A 21,308-nucleotide genomic window follows, 5' to 3' on the forward strand; every position below is an offset into this window, starting at 1 on the left:
ATTAAACAAACTGACGCCAGTAGAGTACCGACGCCAGCTTGCAACCTAGGTGTTTTTTTCAATGTCCACTAAATGGGGTCTTGACCAGTCTTGTCTATGGAAGCCATTAATCTCGATTGTTGAAGATGCCGATCAGACGGATGAGCTCCAGCAGGGAGACGAGAGCGGCTGCCACATAGGTCAGCGCTGCCGCGTTCAGCACCTTCGCAACTCCGCGTTCTTCCTCGTTGCGGATATAACCCTGTTCCACCATCACCTGGCGGGCCCGGTTGCTGGCGTTGAACTCGACCGGGAGCGTAATCAACTGAAACGCAACGGAAGCGGAGAAGAAGATGATACCGATTCCGATCAGGTTGAAGTAATTGAACATGAACCCGGCAAGCAGCAGGAACGGAGCAATCCCGGAAGCAAAGTTCACGAGCGGGAAGATCCGGTGACGAAGCACCAGCATCGGATAATGCACTTTGTGCTGGATGGCGTGGCCGACTTCGTGGCAGGCAACCGATACGGCCGAGATGCTGCGCTCGTAGTAGACCGGCTCCGACAGGCGGACGACGCGGTGAATCGGGTCGTAATGGTCGGACAGCGTGCCGGGAACCGGCTCGATCGGGATATCCTGCAATCCGTTCGAGTCGAGCATATGGCGGGCGGCTTCATAGCCGCTTAATCCGTTCTCGTTCGGTACCTGGGCATAACGGTTAAAAGTGCTCTTCACTCTGAACTGCGCCCAGATCGTCAAGATAAAGGCGATAATTATGAGCAAATAAATCATAAATAGTGTCCCTCCACTGTAAGTATGCAATAGCGGTATTACATCGGCGGCCCCTGCGACAGCAGCAGCCGAATCGCCTCCATGCAGGCCGCTCCCTGCGGAATCAGCCCTGCGAGCGCCCTGCGGGCCTGGCTGGGCTTAAGCTGGCTCAAGAAAGGCTCAAGCGCTCTGACATCGCGCTCCACGCGCTGCATATGCGCTTCCAATTCGGCCAGCTTGGCGGAGACGGCGGGATCGGGCGCTGCCGGACTCCACTTCTCCAGCATGGATCGGATTTCTTCCAATGAATACTTCTCCTGCTTCAATTGATTAATACGCTCGAGAGCGACCAGGGTTTCACGGCTGTAGAGCCGGTAATTCTTCTGGCTGCGCGATTCGGGCGAGATCAGACCGAGCTTCGTATAATAATCGACCGTCCGCTCGCTGATGCCCGCCGCTCTGGCCAACTCGCCGATACGGTACAGGACGGTATCCCCAAGCGATCACCCCGTTTCTATCATGTCCTATACTCATCATATCAACCCGAAACCGTACAGTCAAACGTCATGCTTTAGCGAAAATGTCTTCGGAAAAAGGCTGCCGGAAAGCACACCGCATTTTTTTTGGCTTTCCTGAAAAATATTCTTGTCAAGTTTGCTGCCATTGCTTATAATGACAATAAGAATTTCATCATTTGTCAGATTACATAACATAAGGAGTGGGGATCAATGAAAAGAAAATGGTTGTGCTTCATCTTAGCCATGATTACCCTCATGGTGTATCCGGTAAGTGCATTCGCGGCAGACGGACCGACAACGCCGGATTTGCAGATCGGACTGGATACGGCGTTCACGTTCCTGGCCTTTATCCTCGTCTTCTTCATGCAGGCAGGCTTCGCGTTGCTTGAAGCGGGTTCGGTACGGATGAAGAATGCCGGCCACGTGGCCGGCAAGACGGTGCTGACGCTGGCAATCGCGTCGCTGTGCTTCTGGGCAGTAGGCTTTGCGTTCGGCTTCGGCAACGGGAACGACTTCTTCGGCACCACCGGCTTTATGTACAGCGGGGATTCGATGGTCAAGGATTTTGCAGATGCGCTGGGCTTCTCCGATGTGACAACGAATGTTAAATTTCTGTTCCAATTGGCCTTCGCCGCTGTATCGCTGGCCATCGTATCGGGCGGGATGGCCGAACGCGCCAAGCTGAGCGTCTACATTATCTTCGGCATTCTGTTCTCGGTCTTCATCTATCCGGTAGTGGCCCACTGGGTATGGGGCGGCGGCTGGCTCGCCGACCTCGGCATGCAGGACTACGCCGGTTCGACGGTCGTCCATCTGACAGGCGCAACCGCAGCGGTTGTAGCTACCATTCTGCTTAAACCCCGGCTCGGCAAATTCAACAAAGAAGGCAAGCCGGTTATTATCCCGGGTCATAACCAAGTATTCACGGTTCTCGGCGTTATCATTCTCTGGTTCGGGTGGTTCGGGTTCAATCCAGGCAGCGCGCTGTCCCCGATGGGCGGATTCTTCGGCCATGTTGCTCTGACAACGAACATTGCGGCTGCGGCAGGCGGTCTGGCCGCTCTGATCGCTTCCTGGCTCTACTTCGGCAAATCCGATATTCCGGCTATGCTGAACGGGGTATTGGCCGCTCTGGTTGCCATTACCGGCGCCTGCGCCTTCGTTGAGCCTTGGGCAGCCGTCATCATCGGTCTGGTCGCCGGCGCTTTCACCTTCATGACCTCCCAGTGGCTGGAGCGCGCCGGTCTTGACGATCCAATCTACGCCTTCTCTGTTCATGGTATTGCAGGGATGTGGGGCGCCGTCTCCACAGGCTTGTTCGCAGACCCGGATCTCATCGAGGCCAATGCGCTCGTCGGCAAGGCAGGCTTGTTCTACGGCGGCGGCTTCCATCAGCTGGGCATCCAGCTGCTCGGCGTTGCCGGATCGTTCGCCTTCGTAGCCGTGCTGTCCTTCGTCTTCCTCTATATCATTAAAGTCGTCAACGGTCTTCGCGTAACCGAAGAAGAAGAACTGATGGGCCTGGACCTCAGTGAACACGGCACTTACGGATATCCGGAACAGATGAAGCTTGTAACGGATTCCGAGTCCAAGACGCTGGGCAACTGATCTGAAGCATTCACGGCTTACACGGGAGGCGGACCATATGCTACTGCCGGATACGAAGGATTGGCACGGACAGCCGGGGCTCCGGGGTCTGCTAACAGCCGGTTCGCCTCTGGAGTTAAGGCGCAGGCGCATGGAATGCCAGTCGATTCTGCTGGAACAGCTTCACACGCTGCCGATTGAAGTCTGGATGCAGCGGGTTAACCGAATGCACGATGCCGTGCAGGGCAGGGCGGTGGAACTGTGTGAAATGCAGATGGAAGAGGCGGGCCATGGCCCGCCTCCCTGTGCTTATTCCTTCGTTGTCTTCGGCAGCGCAGGGAGGCAGGAAGCGACTTTATGGAGCGACCAGGACAACGGGCTCATTATGGAAGGGCCGGAGACGGAGGAGCTGAGCCGGTATTTTGAGAATTTCGGATTCCGGCTGTCCCGCTTGCTGGCTGAGGTCGGTTATGAGAAATGTCCCGGCAAGGTCATGTGCTCGGAGCCGATGTGGAGAAAGACGCTGCCGGAGTGGAAGAGGCAGCTGGAAGAATGGAGGGCACGGTTCGAGTGGGAAGCGGTCCGCTATCTGATTATCGCTTCCGACCTGAGGCATATTGCAGGAGACCGTGCTTTGACCGAAGCGTGGCTGGATCATTTTCACGAGGGATTCCGCGACAACGAGCGGCTGCAGGTTGCCGTTCTGCGCAACACGGTGCGCCACAAGGCCACCTTGAATCTGCTTGGCCAGGTGATGACCGAGCGCTTCGGCGACCATGCCGGCGGATTCGATGTCAAATACGGACTGTATATTCCGCTGGTCAACAGTGTCAGACACGTATCCTTGTCCCGGGGCATCCGGGCCACCTCCACGCTGCAGCGCCTTGAACTTCTGGCGGAAGGCGGAGAGGAAGCTTGGACGGGCAGAGTGAAGGAAGCCTTCCTGACGGCGCTGGGCATGCGGGCCAAGACCGCCTATACGGTTCAGGAAGGAATGCTGATCGGGAGCGATTATGCTTCGGAAGAAGCGCTTCAGGATAAACGGCTCCTGTCGGAACTGCGGGATAGCCTGCTGCTGGTCCGGCGCATTCACCGCGCCTTGCAGCGCCAGCTTCGGTCAGCGGAAAGGAGACAGCTATGAAAGAACCGAAAGCGGGGGGATTCTGGAGTACACTGCGGCATGGAGGAATGCCCTCTGCCCTGGCCTCGATGCGCGGGGGGGCGGCTTCGCAGCAGTCGGCCCAGCAGATGGCGTTTCTGCGGTCGCTCATGCGGGAGAAGCGGCGTCCCGAAGTGCTGCATACGCCGCTGTCCCAACTGGAGACCGTCGTATTCGATCTGGAGACGACGGGGTTCTCGCATCAGGGCGGCGACGAGATTATTTCCTTCGGAGCCGTTAAGGTCATCGGGCAGGAGATTCAGGAGGAGACCTTCTATACCCTGGTCAACTGCACCTGTCTGATCCCGGCGTCCATTACCGAGTTGACCGGCATTTCGGCTGAAATGACCCGGGAAGCTCCTCCGCTGATCGAATGTCTGCACCGCTTCCTGTCATTCGTCGGCCAGCGGGTGCTGGTCGCCCATGCCAGTGCCCATGACAAGGCGTTCCTGAACACGGCGCTATGGAAGACCTCCAAGGTCCAGCTGACGCACCGGGTGCTCGATACGATGATGCTGGCCCGCTGGCTGGAACCGAGCCGGAGCAGCTATACGCTGGATGAGCTGCTGGCTATTCACGGCATTCCGATCCGGGACAGGCATAACGCTCTGGCGGATGCGCGCATGACCGCCGAGCTCTGGGTTAGCTACCTCAGAGATATCGCCCGGCGGCGCCAAGTCGAGACGCTGGGAGACCTGTACGCTTATCTCAGCAGAACGTGAACCGGAATCGGAACCAGTTCAAGTGGAACCAGTTCAAGTCCCGCCTCCATGCCTGAAGGAATGCTGCCGTCCCTGTCGCGGCTGGACAGACGGTAGCCTCTCCAGACCGGCAGCTCGCCCTGCTGCGCGGGCGGGGAACCGATCAGACAGACGGCAAAGAGGGATTGCCATCCTGCCAGCCCGCGAAGATCCGCCGAGGAAGGCACCGGAGGAGAAGCGGGATGGGAATGGAACAGGCCGACAGGAGAAGGGGTCCGGCACACGGCCCGGACCCAATCGGCGGGATGCGGAACGAAGGAATGCAGCGGGTCAGGCGCTACGTTGCGCATCGGCATGTAGCCGTCGATGCGCATGCCTCCCGCTGCGGCAGCGCCCAGCAGGACGCCGCAGGCTTCGTGCGGAAGACTGGTCAGCAGATGCTTCCCCAGCTCTTGCTGTACGGCGGGCTTCAGCCGAATGGCTGAAATCTCGCCCTGGAAGGCTGTCATCGCTTTACCCCTCTCTCTTCTTGAGGATTTCGCTCCGGCGAAATCCTCTTTTTTTGGTGCGCTGCCGCCTGTGCCGTTTGAAACCCGGCGCGGCCGGGGACACTGGAACGACAAGGAGGGATGGTGCGCCAATGAACAGGAACCGGAAGACAATGCGCGGCTGGCTGGTCCTGCTGACGGCTCTGGCCGCAGCGGCGGGCGTGCTGCTCGGCCGCAGTGTATCGGAACGTCCCGGAGCCGGAGCCATTCCGGCGCTGGCCGCCCGGCCGGCGCAGGAGACGGCAGCGGCGGCGGCCGAAGAGGTAAGGAAAGAGCTGAAGACCGGACCCGAGCCGGGGATGCGGGCTCCCGCTTTTACCTTGCAAGGAAGGGACGGCTCCGAATATCGCCTGGGCGGCGAGCGCGGGAAGGCGGTGCTGCTGAACTTCTGGGTGTCCTGGTGCGGCCCGTGCCGGGACGAAGCGCCGGCGCTGAACCGGATTGCCGAAGCCCATGCCGGGAAGCTGGACGTCTATGGGATCAACGTAACCGGATATGACGACCGCCGAAGCGCCGAGCGCATGGTGCGGAAGTACGGATTGAAATTCCCGATTCTGTACGACACGGACGGTTCGGTATACAGGCTGTACCGGGGGACGGTCTTTCCGACGAGCATCCTGATCGACAGGAACGGCGTCGTGACCGAGGTGATCGTCGGCGGCCTGAATGAAGAACGCCTAGGGCGGGCGCTTGGCCGGATGGAGCAGACGGTAGAGCAGAGCGCTCCAGGGCACTCCCGATAGCTGGAAAACAAGCGAAAAAGCCGCATCCGCGGCTTATTATGCAAGCAGGGCTGAGGCTTGAGAAAGGATTAATGGTTGACGAGGCCGCGCTGTCCGAATTCGGTCCGCACCGGCTGTGGCGAATGGAGACCGAGAAGGGCGTAGCGCATACTGTCCACCAGCGCTTCCCAGCTCGCTTCAATCACGTTACCCGAGACGCCGACGGTGCTCCAGGCTGTGCGGTAGTCCCTGGATTCGATCAGGACGCGGACCTTGGCCGCCGTCTGGTCCTGCTCATCCAGCACGCGAACCTTGTAGTCGGACAAGTGCATATCCCGCAGCGAAGGAAAATACGGAATAAGCGCCTTGCGCAGCGCATTGTCCAGAGCGTTGACGGGACCGTTGCCTTCGGCCGCCGTATACAAGCTCTCGCCCGCAACATTCAGCTTCACGAAAGCTTCAGAGACAACGCTGCCGCCGGCGGTCTTCTCTACGAGCATTTTGAAAGACTCAAAGGTGAACAGCTCGTCGATCTCGCCGGTCGCTTCTCTAAGCAGCAGCTCCAGCGAAGCGTCGGCTCCTTCGAACTGGTAGCCCTGATGCTCCAGCTCTTTGATCCGGTCGATAATCTTCCGGGCCTGCTCGCTGCTGGGGTCCAGATGAAGCCCGATCTGCTGCGCTTTGGAGAGCACATTGCTCTGCCCCGCGAGCTCGGAGACGAGCACCCGCTGCTTGTTGCCGACCTTCTCCGGCTCGATATGTTCATACGTGCGGGAATCGCGGAGAATCGCCGACACATGAATGCCGCCCTTGTGGGCAAAAGCGGCCGAGCCGACATACGGCTGGTTCACCGGCATATTGACGTTCGCAATCTCGCTGACGTAGCGGGCGGTATTCGTCAACTGGGCCATAGATTCGTGAGGAATGCAGGTATAATTCATCTTCAGCTGAAGCGTCGGAAGGAGAGAGCAGAGATTGGCATTGCCGCAGCGCTCGCCATAGCCGTTGACGGTGCCCTGGATATGCCGCGCCCCCGCCTGGACGGCGGCCAGCGTGTTCGCCACCGCAAGCTCACAGTCATTGTGCGTATGCACGCCAAGAGGCGCTCCCGGAAGGGCCAGACCGACGGCGGAGACGATCTCATGGACTTCGCCCGGCAGCGTGCCCCCGTTCGTATCGCACATGACGAGCCAGTCCGCGCCCGCTTCCCGCGCCCGGGACAGCACGGCGGCAGCGTATTCCGGATTGTGCTTGTAGCCGTCAAAAAAATGCTCGGCGTCAAACACGACCTCCAGTCCCTTGCGTTTCAGATAGGCGATGGAATCGCCGATCATAGCCAGATTCTCTTCGAGCGTAGTCTGCAGAGCGGTATGCACATGAAAATCCCATGCCTTGCCAACCAGCGTGGCAGCCGGCACGCCTGCGGCCAGCATGCGCTGCAGGTTCTCGTCCTGTTCGGCGAGGGAATGCTTGCGGCGGGTGCTGCCGAAGGCGCTGATCTTAGCGCGAAGCCCGAGCGACTGGACCCTCCGGAAAAATTCAATGTCCTTGTTGTTGCTCCCCGGGATGCCACCTTCAATAAAATGCACACCCAGATCGTCAAGCTTCTTGGCGATCTTCAGCTTGTCGTCTGCGGACAGGCTGATACCTTCGCCTTGGGTGCCGTCGCGCAGCGTGGTATCGAAGATGGTGATGGACGTAGACATTATGAATCCTCCTTCAAAGGGAATGAATTCATCCATTATAGCATTTAACGCGGGAGTGTAACAGAGTGAGCCGACGGGAATAAGGAGGCAGAGCGAAGGGGAAGTTCTGAATCCGCCGCGCCGCCTGCTGTGGTATAATAGAAGGTATCGATTTAATCGGATCTGCGAGGGACCGGAAGAAGGTGAGACCATGACGGAGGACGATGTTAACCGCTACTATCCGTCGAACGGCAGAGTCATTCTGCATGTGGATATGAATGCGTTCTACTGCTCGGTCCATGAAGCGGAGCAGCCGGAGCTCTACCGGGGCAAGGCGACGGCGGTGGCGGGAAGCGTAGAGCTGCGCAAAGGAATTATTGTAACCTGCTCCTACGCGGCCCGGCGGCTTGGAATCTCCACCGGAATGCAGGTCCAGCGGGCGCTGCGGATCTGCCCGGAGCTGCTGGTCATCCAGCCGGATTTCCGGCTCTACCGCAAGTATTCTTCGGCTTTCATGAAGATTGCCTACAGCTATACGCCCCAGCTTGAAGCGGTCTCGATTGACGAATGCTACCTGGATATTACGGGCTCGAAGCAGTTCGGCACACCGCCGCAGATCGCCGAGACAATTCAGCGGCGAATCCGCGAGGAGCTGGGCCTGCCGTGCTCAATCGGCATCGCGCCGAACAAGCTGCTCGCCAAGATGGCCTCGGACCTCAAGAAGCCAAGCGGCATCTCGGTGCTGCGCCTCCGGGACGTGCCTTCGGTTCTGTGGGAGCGGCCGTGCGAACAGCTCTTCGGCATCGGCGCGAAGACGGCGGAGAAGCTCCGGCGGCTCGGCATTTACAGCATCGGCCAGCTGGCGGCTGCCGACGAGAGCCTGCTGCGCGACGTCTTCGGCATCATGGGCTCCTGGCTCAAACGGGCGGCGAACGGTCTGGACGAATCGCCGGTCAATCCCGAGCCGGAGCAGAGCAAGTCAATCGGGCACACCATTACGCTGCCCGGCGACATTGCGGGACTCGCAGAGGCCCGCCCGGTCCTGCTCGGCATCTGTGACCAGGTCGCCCGCAGGCTGCGCCGGCAGGGACTGATGGCTTCGGGCGTGCAGATTACGATCCGCACGCCGGACATGAAGACGATCACCCGGTCCCGGCAGCTCGATACGCCGACCGAATCGGCGGAGGATGTCTACAAGGCGGCCTGCGGACTGTTCGGGAAACACTGGAAGGAAGACAAGCCGGTCCGTCTGCTCGGCGTTACGCTGCACGGTCTGCGGCCCAAGGAGGAAGCGGCGGTTCAGCTTGATCTGTTCGAGTACGAACGCCAGCCGAAGAAGGAATCGCTGAACAAGGCGATGGACATGCTGCGCAACAAGTTCGGCGAGAACGCCGTGCTGACGGCCGGCATGCTGGCCGATCCGAAATCCGCTCTTCTTCGGGACGACAAAGTCCGGGGAACGTCGCTTCAGAAAGATAATCTCCATCATCCCGGAGAGCGTTAGAGCACGGCAGACTGGCGTGCGCAAAGCGGCGATCAAGCCGTAAGGTTCGCCAGAATGTCGTTGAAATCGGGCGCTAATTAAGGTATGATGGACCATACATGATTTGGCGAATAACAGGAGGCGTAATAGATTATGGCGAAGTATACCTGGGTCGAGAAGGACACCTGCATCGCATGCGGCGCATGCGGCGCGACGGCCCCTGACATTTATGACTACGATGACGAAGGCCTGGCTGAAGTCATCTACGAGAATGACGGCAACCGCGGCGTAACCGTAATTCCAGACGAGCTGTTCGAGGATCTTCAGGATGCCTGTGACGGCTGCCCGACCGATTCGATCAAGATTGCGGACGAGCCCTTCAACAAGTAAGATTCCTTTTGCCTCGCCCGGCAAAAGGACCAATAAGAGACATCCCGTATCCGCAGGAAGTGCGGCGGGGTGTCTCTTTTGCTGTTACCCCTTGAGAGCGGAGGGCAGAGGACGCCATGAAGAATTCGCAATACCTCAAGCAGTATGTGCAGAATCATCCCGAGAACAAGATGGCCTGGTATTTGCTGGGCAAGGAATATTTGAAGAGCGGGCAGGAGGGCAAGGCGAATTACTGCTTCAACCAGGCGGGGGGCGTCTACGAAGCGTTCGAGCACAGCAAGGTGCCCGCCGACCTGCTCCGCGATTACGAGGAGCGGCTGCTCGAAGCCGGGCGCGAGAAGGAGCGCCGCCGGCTTCGGCTCCGCCGCTCGTTGCTTGCGCTGATCCTGGCGCTGCTCGCGCTGATCCCGGCGAACGCGGCCGCGCCGGGCGGCGGCCCCGCGGCGCGGCCGGTCGCCGCGGTCCCGGCGGCTGCGCCGGCTGGCGAGGCTGCGGCAGGCACTGACGGCTCCGCCGCAGCGCCTGCGCCGCAGAGCGCTCCCGCGTTCACGGCGCGGGAGGCCGGCGCAGCGGGCTTCGCGAGCGCGGCTGCGCAGCTCGCGGGCCCGGGGACCGGGCCGGGACCGCAGACGACGGCGGTCCTCGGCATGGAGCGCGCCGGGCGCTGGCTGCTGTGGCGCGAGAAGCTGCCCTTGTCCTTCTTGGCCGAGAAGGACGGGCGGGGCAAGACCACGATCACGGCGTACGATGCCGCCGTGTGCTCGTGCACGCCCGGCCGTCCGGACGCCGGGCTCGCCGCCGCGGCGGCGCAGTGGCAGGCGCGCGAGGAGGAGCGCGCCGTGCTGGCGAGCGCCGTCGCCGCCTTCCGGGCGGCGAAAGGGCGCCTGCCGGCGGGAGCCGGGGAATTGGCCGGGGACTACCCCGGCAATTGGCTGACCGGCCTGACGCCGGCGATGGAGCGCGAGCTGCCCGGCCTGCTGCGGGCAGCTGCGTCTGCTTCCGGCGGCGGGAACGCCGCGCTGCCGGGAAGCGCGGCTCCGGGCGGAGCCGGAGCGGACGGACAAGCCGGGCCGCCGGGCGCCGGAGGCGGATCGGGGGCGCTTTTCAGCCAACCGCTTGAGATCATTGTGGACAAGGCGAATCACCGTCTGGCGCTGGTCAGCGGGAATGTGATTCTGCGCAACTACAAGGTGGGGCTGGGCGGAGAACGAACGCCGGAGGGGCGTTTTGTGCTGACGGACAAAGTCGTGAATCCGAACGGGAAGGACGACGGGGATTTTGGCAGCCGGGGCATGCAGCTCTCGGATACGAATTACGCCATTCACGGAACGAACGAGCCGGACAGCATCGGCAGGGATGAGTCGCTGGGCTGCGTGCGGATGGGCAAAGCGGACATCGAGGAATTGTTCGATCTGGCGCCCCGGGGCACGCCGGTGAGCATAACAAAAGGGGTTCTGCCCGATGAGCCGCTGCATCCGCAGAACCGTCTGGATCTGCCGGATACAGGGAATCAGACCAACCCCCGCAAAGTATACCGCTGGCTGAATTAGCATGCAGCTTGTCTACAATTCAGCTTCCCGTGACGATCAGCAGAACGCCGACGGCAATGACAATTGCAGCAAGGGTGAGACTGATCCACAGAATGGCGCCGCGGTTGACTTCTTCCTTCTTCTGCTGCAGGGTTGGGGGCTTGCGTTTGTTGGCTGACATAGGACTCGACCTTCCTTTTCTCATAAATCGGATAAGACGCCGTGTACGCCCTCTATTGTAATGCGTTTTCAACAAAAATACTATACTCCCGCTCATACCCGCCGGACTGCTCCGGCGGAGGGCGCGAGGCAGACAAAAACTTTTCTTTTGGGGCGGAAACGGCTAGAATTAAGAAGAAACCCTGGAACCCCAAGAGGAGCGAGAACGGTGCTGTATCCTTATGTAGCGAAACCTTTATTCTTCAAGATGGACCCGGAAAAAGCGCATCATCTCGTCGTCGGCGGACTTGCGAAGACCGGCGGTGTGCCGGGCGGCTCCTCCGCGCTGCGGCTGATGTACGGCGTGCCGGAGACGCCCGAGCTTGCGGTCGATCTGTTCGGCCTGCATTTTCCGAGTCCCGTCGGCCTTGCCGCCGGCCTCGACAAGAACGCGCAGGCGGTCGAAGGCTTCTCCAGTATCGGCTTCGGCTTCATGGAGGTCGGTACGGTTACGCCGCGGCCCCAGCCGGGCAACGAACAGCCTCGGCTGTTCCGTCTGCCGGAGGATGAGGCGCTGATTAACCGGATGGGCTTCAACAACGAAGGAGCGGCCGCGATGGCCGGCCGTCTGAAGAAGGCGCGCCGCCGCATCCCCGTCGCCGTGAATATCGGCCGCAACAAGACGACGCCCAACGAGGCGGCCCATGACGATTACCGCGAGTGCATCCGTACGCTGTATCCGTACGGTGATTTTTTTGTCGTGAACATCAGCTCCCCGAACACGCCGGGGCTTCGCAGCCTTCAGCACGGGGAAGAGCTGGCAGCGCTGCTGGCGGGCGTGCGGGAGGAGATGGAGCTGCAGCGGGACAAGAGCGGCCGGCTGAAGAGCCTGCTGGTCAAGATTGCGCCCGACCTGTCCTCCGAAGAACTGGAAGGCATTGTACATACCTTGACGGAGGCCCGGGTTGACGGCGTCATTGCCACGAACACTACGATTTCAAGAGAGGGTCTGACCCACCGGCATGCCGGAGAGACAGGCGGGCTGAGCGGCCGGCCGCTTGCGAAGAGGTCGACGGAGATCATATCGGCGATTTACCGCCAGACGGGCGGCCGGCTCCCGATTATCGGATCGGGCGGCATTTTTACGGCCCGGGACGCTTACGATAAAATCAGAGCCGGCGCGAGTCTGGTTGAAATTTATACCGCGCTGATCTATGAGGGGCCGGAGGTGAACCGGCGCTTGCACGCCGGGCTGCGGAATCTGCTCCGGCGCGACGGCTTCGGGCATATCTCGGAAGCGGTCGGAGCGGATCACCGCTAAAGAGCGGCGCCCGGGAAGCAGCTACAGACAGGAGGAAGGACGATGGACGGCAGGGATTGGGGCACTTTTTTGCTCCCGTATGAACAGACGGTGGAAGAGCTGAAGGTCAAATTCAAGACCATGCGCTCGGAGCTGAAGAAGCGGGAGGAATACACGCCGATCGAATTCGTTACGGGCCGCGTGAAGAAGCTGTCCAGCATTCTGGAGAAGGCCAAGCGGCTCAATGTGAAGATGGAAGATCTGGAGACGGGCATCGAGGACATGGCGGGCATCCGCATCATGTGCCAGTTCGTCGAAGACATCCGGCGGGTCGCGGAGATGATCCGCGCGCGCAAAGACCTGGAAGTGCTGTACGAGAAGGACTACATTACGAACTATAAAGAAAGCGGCTACCGCAGCTTCCATATGATTATTAAATACCCGGTGCAGACGGCGCTGGGCCAGAAGATCGTGCTGGCCGAGATTCAGATCCGCACGCTGGCGATGAATTTCTGGGCTACGATCGAGCATTCGCTCAACTATAAATACCGGGAGAGCCTCCCGGACGAGATTCGGCTGCGGCTGAAGACGGCGGCCGAGGCCGCTTCGATCCTCGACGCCGAAATGTCCAGCATCCGGGAGGAAATTCTGGATGCGCAGAAGACGTTCGAGGAGAACTCGAATACGACGACCCAGGTGCTGCACGCCATTCACCAGCTCTATTTCTATCACCTGGTGAACGAAGCGATCGCCAGCCAGGAGCGGTTCAACGAAATCTGGCAGGCGCAGGACATGGAAGCGATGAAGGAGCTGCTGACAGAAGTCCGCGCCCTGATCTCGGCGGCGAAGAAGAATGGCAGTCCGGATGGTCTATGAACCGCTGTACGTCGCGTACCTGATCTACTTCAACCGGGACCGCGACTACTTCGAGTGCCATGAGGTGCTGGAAGAGCTCTGGCTGGCCCGGGAGCGGGACCCGCTCTACAAGGGGCTGCTCCAGGCTGCGGTCGGACTCTACCATTACCGCAGCGGCAACGTGCGCGGAGCGCGGATGATGCTGGCAAGCTCGGCCGGGCGGCTGGAGAAGTACCCGGCGGTAACGCTCGGCATCGACCTCGGGAAGCTGAGAGCCGAATGCGCGGCGTACGCGCAGCGGCTGGAGGCCGTGGAACGCGGCGCGGAGGCCCCGTTCGCGTACTACGATCTCGACATCGAGATCGTGGACGGAGCGCTGGCGAAGGAAGTGTCGCTGAGGTCGCGGACGCTGGCGCCGAATGTTCCGCAGCAGCGCGGACCCCGCCGCCGGAAGAACCCGGCCGGCAAGCAGGAATAAGCCGGATTGAATGCATAGCAAGCCGACGACACCCGCAAGGGTGTCTGTCTTTTAACAGGATCAAGAAAGCGGAGCAATCCGAATCAGGAGGACGGGTATGGCAGCACAGCTTCCCCCATTATTTACGGCCCGCATGCAGGAGCTGCTCGGCGAGAGCTACGAGGCCTTTGCGGCCACCTACAGCCAGAAGCCGCACAGCGGCATCCGCGTCAATACGTTGAAGGTGCCGGCCGAGACGCTGGCGGCGATCAGTCCGTTCCGGCTGGAGCCGATTCCGTGGTGCGGCACCGGATTCTATACGGAAGAGAGCGCCCGTCCGGGCAAGCATCCGTATTATCACGCGGGCCTCTATTATATCCAGGAGCCCAGCGCCATGGCGCCGGTGGAGCTGCTGGATGTGCAGCCCGGCCACCGGGCGCTCGACCTGTGCGCTGCTCCCGGCGGCAAATCGACGCAGATTGCGGCCAAGCTGGCCGGAGAAGGGCTGCTGGTCAGCAATGATCTGCACCCCGACCGGACGAAGGCGCTGGCGAAGAATATCGAGCTGTGCGGCGTGCGGAACGCCGTGGTGCTCAACGAGAGTCCCGGGCGGATCGCAGCGGCGTTCCCGGCGTTCTTCGACCGCATCCTGGTCGATGCGCCCTGCTCGGGCGAAGGGATGTTCCGCAAGGACGAGGACATGGTCCGCCAGTGGAATGAAGAGTCGCCGGACCGCTACGCCGGGATGCAGCGCGAGATTCTGGAAGCCGCCGCCGGAGCGCTGGCGCCGGGAGGAAGACTCGTGTATTCCACCTGCACCTTCTCGCCGGAAGAGAACGAAGGCAGCATTGCGGGCTTCCTGGCGAGACATCCGGAATTCCGGGCGGTGCCGGCGCTTGGCGCGGAGGGCTGGATGCCCGGCTTCCCGCCTCTGCCGGAGGCGGCCCGGCTGTGGCCGCATCTTATCAAGGGCGAGGGGCATTTTCTCGCGGTGCTGGTTAAGGATCGGGATGGAGCAGCTTCCGCGGCGCCTTCGGAACTTCCCGCTGCCGGGGCAGGCGCCGCTTGCGGAAGCGGAACGGGGGCCGGGAATGACCGCGGAGCAGACGACGGCCGTTCCCTGGCCGTCCGTCCGCCGCGGGAGAACCGGCGGAGCGGAGGCGGCGGCAAGGGCCGGGGGGCCGAGGCCGGTTCCCGGGGCGCTCAGCCGGGCAGCGTGCGGCGCGCCGGAAGCGGAGCGGGAGAGGCGGCCGGCGCCGCCGATGCCGCCGGACTTTTTGCCGCCTTCGCAGCGGGGCAGCTGACCGCCGTTCCAAGCGGTGAATTCATCCGCTTCGGCGACCATTTGTACCTGTCTCCGCTGCCGCCGGAAGCGCTGAACGGATTGAAGACCGTCCGCCCCGGCTGGTATCTGGGCGAAGCCCGGAAGGGCCGGTTCATTCCCGGCCATCCGCTGGCCACGGCGCTGAAGGCGGAAGAGAGCCGGCGCAGCCTGTCGCTGGACAGCGGCAGCCCGGAGGCGGTCTCGTACCTCAAGGGCGAGACGCTGACGGTCCCGCCGGAACGGTTGGCGCTTGCAGCCGGAGCGGAGCCCAAGGGCTATGTGCTCGTCTGCATCGACGGCTACTCGGCCGGATGGGGCAAATGGCAGGACGGCGTGCTGAAGAACGAATATCCTGCCGGATGGAGGTGGACGTAAGACGATGCCTAGCAAAGATACGGCCGGAGGCCGGGGACGCACCCAGCGGCTGGACAAAATTCTTGCCCATATGGGACACGGAAGCCGCAGCGAGCTGCGCAAGATGGCCCGTCAGGGCGCAATCCGGGTCAACGGCCTGGCAGTCAAGGATTCGTCGGTGCATGTGGACCCTGCGGTCGATGTGATTGAAGTCGGCGGGAAACGCGTGCTGTACCGTGAACATATTTATCTGATGATGAACAAGCCGGCGGGCGTGCTGTCGGCCACCGAAGATGCGCGGGACCGGACCGTGCTGGACCTTCTGGACCGCAGCTATACGGTCTTCGAGCCTTTTCCGGTGGGAAGACTGGACAAGGACACGGTCGGGCTGCTGCTGCTCACAAGCGACGGCCAGCTCGCCCATGAGCTGCTGTCCCCCCGCAAGCATGTGCCGAAGATCTATGAAGCGGATGTGGAGGGCGACGTGGGGCCGGAGGATGTCCGGGCTTTCTCCGAAGGCGTAACGCTGGAGGACGGCTACCGGACGCAGCCCGCCGAGCTGACGATTCTCTCCCGCGAGCGGCGCGGAGACCAGACAATCAGCCGCATCTCGCTGACAATCACCGAAGGGAAATTTCATCAGGTCAAGCGGATGTTCCTCTCGGTCGGCAAGAAAGTCGTCTTCCTGAAGCGGGTGGCGATGGGGAGGCTAATGCTGGACGAGGCCCTGCCCGCCGGCGCCTGCCGGGAACTGACTCCGGAAGAGATGGCGCTTTTGCTGCCGGAAGACTAAAGAGAGCAAGGGGATGGTGGAGCATGACATACAAACTGATTGCCCTGGATGTCGATGGAACGCTGCTGAACGACGAGCATCAGCTCAGTGAAGCGAACAAGGAAGCGATCGCCGAGGTGACCCGGCGCGGAAGCCGGATCGTGCTGTGCACGGGCCGCAATCCGAAGAATGCGATTCCGATTATGAAGGAAATGGGACTGACCGGCTACGTGCTTGCCGACAACGGCGCGGTTACGGTAGCGGTCGAGGACAGCCAAGTGCTGCATCAATACGGAATGGATGCCCGGGGACTGGACCCGTACATTGCGTACTGCCGGGAACGGGGCATTCATTTTGACGTCAATACGGCATTCGATCTCTATGTGGACAATGTCGAGCATCTGGCCCAGGAAGCGATGTACATGTACGAGCATCTGGAGCTGGTGCCTGCGACGCTGCCCTCCTGGGAGGAGGTCGCCGAGCCGATTGTCAAGTTCACCGCCTTCGCCCAGCGCGAGGTGATTGAGCAGGCGATTAAGGATTGGGGCCTGTGGGACCCGGTCTTCACCGTTACCCGGAGCGGGGAGTTCTTCATCGACATTATGCATCCGCAGGCTTCCAAAGGCAACGCGCTGAAGGAGCTTGCCGCCCGGCTGGACATTCCCCGCGAGGAAGTGCTGGCCATCGGGAACTACTTCAATGATATCTCCATGCTGACGTATGCGGGACTCGGAATTGCCGTCGATAATTCGCCGGTCGAGGTCAAGGCTGCGGCCGATGCAGTTACGCTCAGCAACAACGAGAACGGGGTGCGGGCGGCGCTGCTGGAGTATGCGCTGAACTAAATGTCTCTCTTCTCACAGGTACGCGCAAAAGCCCGGCGATTCTTCGCCGGGCTTTTGCGCGTGAATAAGGCTTTCGCACGGTCCGGAGGACCTGTGCGGAACTTCCAGAGCAATCATCTGCCTCAGGGAATGCGCAGCCCCTTCGGCAGATGATTCTTGAGCTGGCCGCCGCTGGCCTTGCCCCAGCCGAGCGGCAGCCCGTCTACCGTGACCAGGCACCAGCCGCGCAGGCTGGCCTCTACGGGCAGACTCTCGCCGCGCAGCCAGGCCGCCGTTTCGGGAGCGTCTGCGGCCAGATTGAACGTGCGGGCGGCCTGCTCCGGCGACATCGCCATCGCCAGGGCATGGGCCGGCTCGATCCGGTTCTTCTTGAGCTGGGCGACATGCAGACCCGGCCGGGGAGTCTTCAGGCCGTTGAGCTGCTCCGGCGCGAAGCCGGAGCGGGGATCGGCGAAATCCTCCGGCAGCAGATACAGCGCCTCGCCGAAGAGCAGCGGCACGCCGGACAGCTCCAGGCCCGGCGCATCCTGCGCCGCCCACTCGCGGACGGCGCGCAGCGCTTCCGCCGCCTGGCCCGGGACGCGCGGGCTCCCGGCCCGGCCCGGCTTGCCGCCGCGCTGGCCGCGGCGCTCCGCTTGGGCCGCTGCCGGGGGCTCTCCGGCGGCGCGCTCGTACGCTTCAGCGTCCGGGCCTTCTTCGGGGCGCTTGCGCAGCAGCGCAATGAAATGCCCTTCGCCCTTGATCCGGTGCGGCCACAGCCGGTGGGCTTCGATCAGCTCCATCCCCGGGCAGCCGAGGATGATCCGGGCGACCAGTTCTTCATTCTCGGCCCGGTTGAAGGTGCAGGTGGAATAAGCGAGCGTTCCGCCCGGCTTCAGCATCCGGCAGGCGTCCTGCACGATGTCCCACTGGCGCGCCGCGCAGAGCTCCACATGCTCCGGAGACCATTCCTGAATTGCGCCCGGGTCCTTGCGGAACATGCCTTCCCCGGAGCAGGGAGCGTCCAGCATGATCCGGTCGAACCGCTCGGGGAACCGGCGGGCCAGCTCGCCCGGGGTCGCGCAGGTCACGACCGTATTGGCGATGCCGAGCCGCTCGACATTCTCGGCGAGAATGCGGGCCCGCTCGGGGTGAATCTCGTTGGAGACGAGCAGCCCTTTGCCCTCCATGCGGGCCGCGATGGCCGTCGTCTTGCCTCCGGGCGCGGCAGCGAGGTCCAGGATCCGTTCGCCCGGCTGCGGGTTCAGCAGTACGGCCGCCGACATGGCGGAAGGTTCCTGGATGTAGTAGAGCCCGGCGGCATGGTAGGGATGCTTGCCCGGCCGGGCCGGATCTTCGTAGTAAAAGCCTTCCGGGCACCAGGGCACCGGTTCCAGCCGGAACAAATCCGCAGCGCGGGCCGCGGCCGCCGCGCCGGCGCCTCCGGCGCTTTTGAGCGTATTCATCCGCAGACCCTGGGTTCTCGGCTCTGTGTACGTATCGAGCATCGCCTCAGCCTCGGGTCCGAGCAGTTCGCGGACAGTGTTGACGAAGGCGGGGGGCAGCAGTGGCGTATTCATGTTCATATTCTTGGCAGTCTCCTTAAGCAAGGGTACGGATGACAGTGTCATCATGTCTATTGTGCAGTGTACCATAACTCGGAGGCAACCGTCCCGAAAAGGGCCGGGTTACGGTTTTGTCGGTTGCCGCCTGCCGGTTATCCCGGTAATATGAAATCAGACGGCTATCGAAAAGGGGACTTACCGTATGAATCTGCTGCAAGCGCTCTTCTTTCCGCCGGAGCAGCCCGGCGGCGTCTCGTCCATGATACCCTATCTGCAGGAACGCTTCCGCTCCGGACGCTGGGAGATGGATCTGTTCTGGCTGCCCAAGCGGATTCGGGGCAAAGGCAAAGACGACATCGTATTCGAGACCTTCGACTGGACCCTCTATGGGGATAGTCCGGTGGTCCGGAAATATATCCAGACGTACCGGGATTACCTCTGGTGGACGCGGCTCCGCCTGCTGCAGGGCAAGCCGTATGACCTGGTTCATGCCCATCACCCGATTGCCGGTATGGCCATGAAGAAGATCTTTCCGCATATTCCGCTCATTCAGACTGTCCATTCCAGCTATGAGCGCGAGCTCATTCTGAACGGCGCCATTCAGGAAGGCGGGATTGAGCATCAGTTCCTGACCTGCATCTACCGGGAACTGGAGCAGATCAGCGACCGGCTGCTGACCGTGTCGTCCGCTTTTGCCGGCTATCTCGGCCAGTATGTCTCCGATCCGTCGCGCATCGGCATCATCCCGAACGGCTTCGACGAGAAGCGGTTCAAGCCCGTCGCCCATGACAATGACGTTCCGCAGCTCGTTACCGTCACCCGGCTTGTACCCGCCAAAGGGCTCGACGTGCTGCTTGAAGCCTGCGGCGAGCTGAAGCGCCGCGGGCATGAATATGTGCTGCATATTATCGGGGATGGCCCGTTCCGGGGCGAACTGGAGAATCAGGCCCGTGCGCTCGGCATCTACAACGAGACCATCTTCTACGGCTACACCCTCCATCCGGAGGAGTTCATGCCGTTCTTCGACATCTTTGTGCTGCCCTCCCGGGCCGAAGCCTTCGGCTCCGTGTTCGCCGAGGCCGCCTTGAGCTGCCTGGCGCTGGTCGGCACCGACGTCGGCGGCATTCCCGAGCAGATCGACGACGGCGTCAACGGCCTGCTCGTAAAGCCCGACGACGTCCCGGCCCTGGCCGACGCGCTGGAGAAAGTCATCTCCGACCCGGCCTACCGCTATGAACTCTCCCGCTCCGCCTGGGAGAAAGCCAAGACCCTGTACTCCCTGACCCGCGTTGCCAATGAGTTGAAGAAGATTTATTTGCAGTATCAGGTGGGGGCGGTGTAGGGGGAAGGGACATATTAATAGGATTTAAGAAAGGCAGTCGTTACGGCTGCCTTTTTTCTGTGTCGAAAATCAATATTGTTTTTTTAAAAGACAAAAGAAGGGATCGGCTTCGTGGAACATGAATAAATTTGTGACTAAAATTCACGTTTGCGATACGAATCATAACTCGGTTATTTCTAATTTCAGGAGTGGTATACAATTGCTGATTAAAAAATGACTCCTGCATTCAAAGCCGGTTGTTCCTGGCTCTGTCCTTTACCAGTGCGCAGAATTCGGATTCTTTCTCTGATAAATTCCATGTTGTTCAATTTCCCCTCACCCCTAACAAAACGATAGAATTTTTTGGAAGGATGCTCAACAGGATATAGTGAGGATTTAAGTGGTTATAACCATGAATTAATACAGAGTGTGGCAATCAGATGCCAGAGGTATTTATGGAGAGGTTTTTAGTAAGAGGAACATACACAACCAGTTGAAAGTTGGATTATATCAAGCCATGCTCCTTTAAACTGAAGAAGCGATTGCCACAAATAATTATATGATCAAGGACTTCTATTCCTATGATTTCCCCAGCGGCTATGAGTCGTTTTGTCAGATTAACATCCTCAATTGACGGCTCCGGGTCTCCGCTAGGGTGGTTGTGAGCGCAAATGAGCGAGGCGCTACAACGTCTGATTGCTGCATGGAATACTTCCCTTGGATGGACGATAGCTGCGTTTAGAGAGCCAATAGAAATGACTTCTTTGAAGATAATGCGGTTCTTAGTGTTGAGGAAGAGGCAGATGAAGTGTTCTTTCTGTTCAAAACGGAGTTCGGGTTCTAGGAGATTATAAACGTCTTTGGGACTTCGGATAGCATTGTTAGACTGCTCCGGGTGTGTGAATATCTTAGCAAGCTTTAGCATAGCTGTAATTTGTCGGGCTTTTCCCTTGCCGATTCCCTTAATAGATACTAACTGTTGCTCTGATACATCAATTAGCTCTGTGGCTGTAGGGAAACGTTGGAAAAGCTCTTGGATTGTGTAGCTGTCGTTGCTTTCCCTTAATGATTCAGAGACTAATTGTCTAAACTCATTCTCTTTATTCTGGCGCATGGTCATTTCCTCCCAAGTGATTTCTTATTAACGTATATATAATATAGATTTCTATTCTTTAATATTTCCTTTTTTAGCACATTTGTTTTTTATAATTATGCAAAATAGCAAATTTACGGAGTCACAGTAAATAGGTTGTGTGTCTACAAATTAACATAGAATAATCCAGTACAGACAAGTGAAAATATTA

At 60.3% G+C, this 21,308-nt stretch carries 21 protein-coding genes; 14 read left to right on the forward strand and 7 right to left on the reverse strand.

What is annotated here, in order from left to right; translation table 11 throughout:
• Positions 1–106: 106 nt before the first annotated feature.
• Together F4V43_RS10810 and F4V43_RS10815 are read right to left on the reverse strand one after the other, a co-directional pair.
• Positions 107–772: a zinc metallopeptidase gene (locus F4V43_RS10810; RefSeq protein WP_150458259.1), complete on the reverse strand. Its 666-nt coding sequence runs from the start codon at positions 770–772 to the stop codon at positions 107–109.
• A gap of 38 nt (positions 773–810) precedes the next feature.
• Positions 811–1,236 (reverse strand): MerR family transcriptional regulator, encoded by a 426-nt coding sequence (locus tag F4V43_RS10815; RefSeq protein ID WP_150458260.1) that lies wholly within the window; start codon positions 1,234–1,236, stop codon positions 811–813.
• A gap of 243 nt (positions 1,237–1,479) precedes the next feature.
• Here F4V43_RS10815 and F4V43_RS10820 point away from each other — a divergent pair, with 243 nt between their 5' ends.
• From F4V43_RS10820 to F4V43_RS10830, 3 genes are read left to right on the forward strand one after another with little or no spacing between them, the layout of a single operon-like run.
• Positions 1,480–2,877 carry an ammonium transporter gene (locus tag F4V43_RS10820; protein WP_150458261.1) on the forward strand — a complete coding sequence of 466 codons (1,398 nt, stop codon included), beginning with the start codon at positions 1,480–1,482 and terminating at the stop codon, positions 2,875–2,877.
• Between the two features lie 37 nt (positions 2,878–2,914).
• Positions 2,915–3,997, forward strand: coding sequence for a DUF294 nucleotidyltransferase-like domain-containing protein (locus F4V43_RS10825; RefSeq protein WP_150458262.1), 1,083 nt, complete (start codon positions 2,915–2,917; stop codon positions 3,995–3,997).
• On the forward strand, positions 3,994–4,737 hold the full coding sequence (locus F4V43_RS10830; RefSeq protein WP_150458263.1) for an exonuclease domain-containing protein: 744 nt from the start codon (positions 3,994–3,996) through the stop codon (positions 4,735–4,737). Before F4V43_RS10825 ends, F4V43_RS10830 begins: the two co-directional genes overlap by 4 nt.
• On the opposite strand, the gene F4V43_RS10835 is transcribed toward F4V43_RS10830, so the two are convergent.
• A complete protein-coding gene (locus tag F4V43_RS10835; protein WP_150458264.1) occupies positions 4,719–5,225 on the reverse strand; it encodes a Mov34/MPN/PAD-1 family protein in 507 nt (168 codons plus the stop codon). The two genes, F4V43_RS10830 and F4V43_RS10835, sit on opposite strands and share 19 nt — an antisense overlap.
• 131 nt (positions 5,226–5,356) lie before the next feature.
• Between F4V43_RS10835 and F4V43_RS10840 the strand changes: the two genes are divergently transcribed.
• Positions 5,357–6,007, forward strand: coding sequence for a TlpA family protein disulfide reductase (locus F4V43_RS10840; RefSeq protein ID WP_150458265.1), 651 nt, complete (start codon positions 5,357–5,359; stop codon positions 6,005–6,007).
• Between the two features lie 68 nt (positions 6,008–6,075).
• On the opposite strand, the gene cimA is transcribed toward F4V43_RS10840, so the two are convergent.
• Entirely contained in the window at positions 6,076–7,692 is a 1,617-nt protein-coding gene (gene cimA / locus F4V43_RS10845) for a citramalate synthase (RefSeq protein ID WP_150458266.1), read from the reverse strand.
• Positions 7,693–7,882: 190 nt separating this feature from the next.
• Between cimA and F4V43_RS10850 the strand changes: the two genes are divergently transcribed.
• From F4V43_RS10850 to F4V43_RS10860, 3 genes are all read left to right on the forward strand, one after another.
• Positions 7,883–9,175, forward strand: a complete 1,293-nt coding sequence (locus F4V43_RS10850) for a DNA polymerase IV (protein WP_150458267.1) — start codon at positions 7,883–7,885, stop codon at positions 9,173–9,175.
• A gap of 132 nt (positions 9,176–9,307) precedes the next feature.
• Complete coding sequence (locus F4V43_RS10855; RefSeq protein WP_150458268.1) at positions 9,308–9,544, forward strand: ferredoxin; 237 nt, start codon at positions 9,308–9,310, stop codon at positions 9,542–9,544.
• 116 nt (positions 9,545–9,660) lie between these two features.
• The gene (locus F4V43_RS10860; RefSeq protein WP_150458269.1) at positions 9,661–11,094 is read left to right on the forward strand and encodes a L,D-transpeptidase; all 1,434 of its coding nucleotides are present in this window, start codon (positions 9,661–9,663) and stop codon (positions 11,092–11,094) included.
• 19 nt (positions 11,095–11,113) lie between these two features.
• Here the strand turns inward: F4V43_RS10860 and F4V43_RS19720 are convergent, their stop codons facing one another.
• A complete protein-coding gene (locus F4V43_RS19720; RefSeq protein ID WP_191089557.1) occupies positions 11,114–11,254 on the reverse strand; it encodes a hypothetical protein in 141 nt (46 codons plus the stop codon).
• Between the two features lie 207 nt (positions 11,255–11,461).
• Here F4V43_RS19720 and F4V43_RS10865 point away from each other — a divergent pair, with 207 nt between their 5' ends.
• From F4V43_RS10865 to F4V43_RS10890, 6 genes are all read left to right on the forward strand, one after another.
• Positions 11,462–12,553 carry a quinone-dependent dihydroorotate dehydrogenase gene (locus tag F4V43_RS10865; RefSeq protein ID WP_191089558.1) on the forward strand — a complete coding sequence of 364 codons (1,092 nt, stop codon included), beginning with the start codon at positions 11,462–11,464 and terminating at the stop codon, positions 12,551–12,553.
• Between the two features lie 42 nt (positions 12,554–12,595).
• Positions 12,596–13,408 (forward strand): GTP pyrophosphokinase family protein, encoded by an 813-nt coding sequence (locus F4V43_RS10870; protein ID WP_150458271.1) that lies wholly within the window; start codon positions 12,596–12,598, stop codon positions 13,406–13,408.
• Entirely contained in the window at positions 13,386–13,865 is a 480-nt protein-coding gene (locus F4V43_RS10875) for a DUF309 domain-containing protein (protein WP_223879856.1), read from the forward strand. The genes F4V43_RS10870 and F4V43_RS10875 overlap by 23 nt, the downstream gene beginning before the upstream one ends.
• Positions 13,866–13,962: 97 nt before the next feature.
• Positions 13,963–15,543 carry an RsmB/NOP family class I SAM-dependent RNA methyltransferase gene (locus tag F4V43_RS10880; RefSeq protein WP_150458272.1) on the forward strand — a complete coding sequence of 527 codons (1,581 nt, stop codon included), beginning with the start codon at positions 13,963–13,965 and terminating at the stop codon, positions 15,541–15,543.
• Positions 15,544–15,547: 4 nt separating this feature from the next.
• Entirely contained in the window at positions 15,548–16,315 is a 768-nt protein-coding gene (locus F4V43_RS10885; protein WP_150458273.1) for a pseudouridine synthase, read from the forward strand.
• Between the two features lie 23 nt (positions 16,316–16,338).
• Positions 16,339–17,139 carry an HAD family hydrolase gene (locus F4V43_RS10890; RefSeq protein ID WP_150458274.1) on the forward strand — a complete coding sequence of 267 codons (801 nt, stop codon included), beginning with the start codon at positions 16,339–16,341 and terminating at the stop codon, positions 17,137–17,139.
• A gap of 122 nt (positions 17,140–17,261) precedes the next feature.
• Here F4V43_RS10890 and F4V43_RS10895 read toward each other — a convergent pair whose 3' ends face one another.
• Positions 17,262–18,698: an RsmB/NOP family class I SAM-dependent RNA methyltransferase gene (locus tag F4V43_RS10895; protein ID WP_150458594.1), complete on the reverse strand. Its 1,437-nt coding sequence runs from the start codon at positions 18,696–18,698 to the stop codon at positions 17,262–17,264.
• Positions 18,699–18,885: 187 nt separating this feature from the next.
• Here F4V43_RS10895 and F4V43_RS10900 point away from each other — a divergent pair, with 187 nt between their 5' ends.
• Positions 18,886–20,025, forward strand: a complete 1,140-nt coding sequence (locus tag F4V43_RS10900; protein ID WP_150458275.1) for a glycosyltransferase family 4 protein — start codon at positions 18,886–18,888, stop codon at positions 20,023–20,025.
• 484 nt (positions 20,026–20,509) lie between these two features.
• Here F4V43_RS10900 and radC read toward each other — a convergent pair whose 3' ends face one another.
• Positions 20,510–21,118 carry a RadC family protein gene (gene radC / locus F4V43_RS10905; RefSeq protein ID WP_150458276.1) on the reverse strand — a complete coding sequence of 203 codons (609 nt, stop codon included), beginning with the start codon at positions 21,116–21,118 and terminating at the stop codon, positions 20,510–20,512.
• Positions 21,119–21,308 lie beyond the last annotated feature (190 nt).

The sequence above is a fragment of the Paenibacillus spiritus genome (genome assembly GCF_008710135.1).
GTDB lineage: Bacteria > Bacillota > Bacilli > Paenibacillales > Paenibacillaceae > Paenibacillus_AQ > Paenibacillus_AQ glufosinatiresistens.

Coding starts and splice junctions, on each gene's coding strand:
- F4V43_RS10810 (WP_150458259.1), bottom strand. CDS start 772: ATGATTTATTTGCTCATAATTATCGCCTTTATCTTGACGATCTGGGCG.
- F4V43_RS10820 (WP_150458261.1), top strand. CDS start 1,480: ATGAAAAGAAAATGGTTGTGCTTCATCTTAGCCATGATTACCCTCATG.
- F4V43_RS10825 (WP_150458262.1), top strand. CDS start 2,915: ATGCTACTGCCGGATACGAAGGATTGGCACGGACAGCCGGGGCTCCGG.
- F4V43_RS10830 (WP_150458263.1), top strand. CDS start 3,994: ATGAAAGAACCGAAAGCGGGGGGATTCTGGAGTACACTGCGGCATGGA.
- F4V43_RS10835 (WP_150458264.1), bottom strand. CDS start 5,225: ATGACAGCCTTCCAGGGCGAGATTTCAGCCATTCGGCTGAAGCCCGCC.
- F4V43_RS10840 (WP_150458265.1), top strand. CDS start 5,357: ATGAACAGGAACCGGAAGACAATGCGCGGCTGGCTGGTCCTGCTGACG.
- cimA (WP_150458266.1), bottom strand. CDS start 7,692: ATGTCTACGTCCATCACCATCTTCGATACCACGCTGCGCGACGGCACC.
- F4V43_RS10850 (WP_150458267.1), top strand. CDS start 7,883: ATGACGGAGGACGATGTTAACCGCTACTATCCGTCGAACGGCAGAGTC.
- F4V43_RS10855 (WP_150458268.1), top strand. CDS start 9,308: ATGGCGAAGTATACCTGGGTCGAGAAGGACACCTGCATCGCATGCGGC.
- F4V43_RS10860 (WP_150458269.1), top strand. CDS start 9,661: ATGAAGAATTCGCAATACCTCAAGCAGTATGTGCAGAATCATCCCGAG.
- F4V43_RS19720 (WP_191089557.1), bottom strand. CDS start 11,254: ATGTCAGCCAACAAACGCAAGCCCCCAACCCTGCAGCAGAAGAAGGAA.
- F4V43_RS10870 (WP_150458271.1), top strand. CDS start 12,596: ATGGACGGCAGGGATTGGGGCACTTTTTTGCTCCCGTATGAACAGACG.
- F4V43_RS10875 (WP_223879856.1), top strand. CDS start 13,386: ATGGCAGTCCGGATGGTCTATGAACCGCTGTACGTCGCGTACCTGATC.
- F4V43_RS10880 (WP_150458272.1), top strand. CDS start 13,963: ATGGCAGCACAGCTTCCCCCATTATTTACGGCCCGCATGCAGGAGCTG.
- F4V43_RS10885 (WP_150458273.1), top strand. CDS start 15,548: ATGCCTAGCAAAGATACGGCCGGAGGCCGGGGACGCACCCAGCGGCTG.
- F4V43_RS10890 (WP_150458274.1), top strand. CDS start 16,339: ATGACATACAAACTGATTGCCCTGGATGTCGATGGAACGCTGCTGAAC.
- F4V43_RS10895 (WP_150458594.1), bottom strand. CDS start 18,698: ATGAATACGCCACTGCTGCCCCCCGCCTTCGTCAACACTGTCCGCGAA.
- F4V43_RS10900 (WP_150458275.1), top strand. CDS start 18,886: ATGAATCTGCTGCAAGCGCTCTTCTTTCCGCCGGAGCAGCCCGGCGGC.
- radC (WP_150458276.1), bottom strand. CDS start 21,118: ATGCGCCAGAATAAAGAGAATGAGTTTAGACAATTAGTCTCTGAATCA.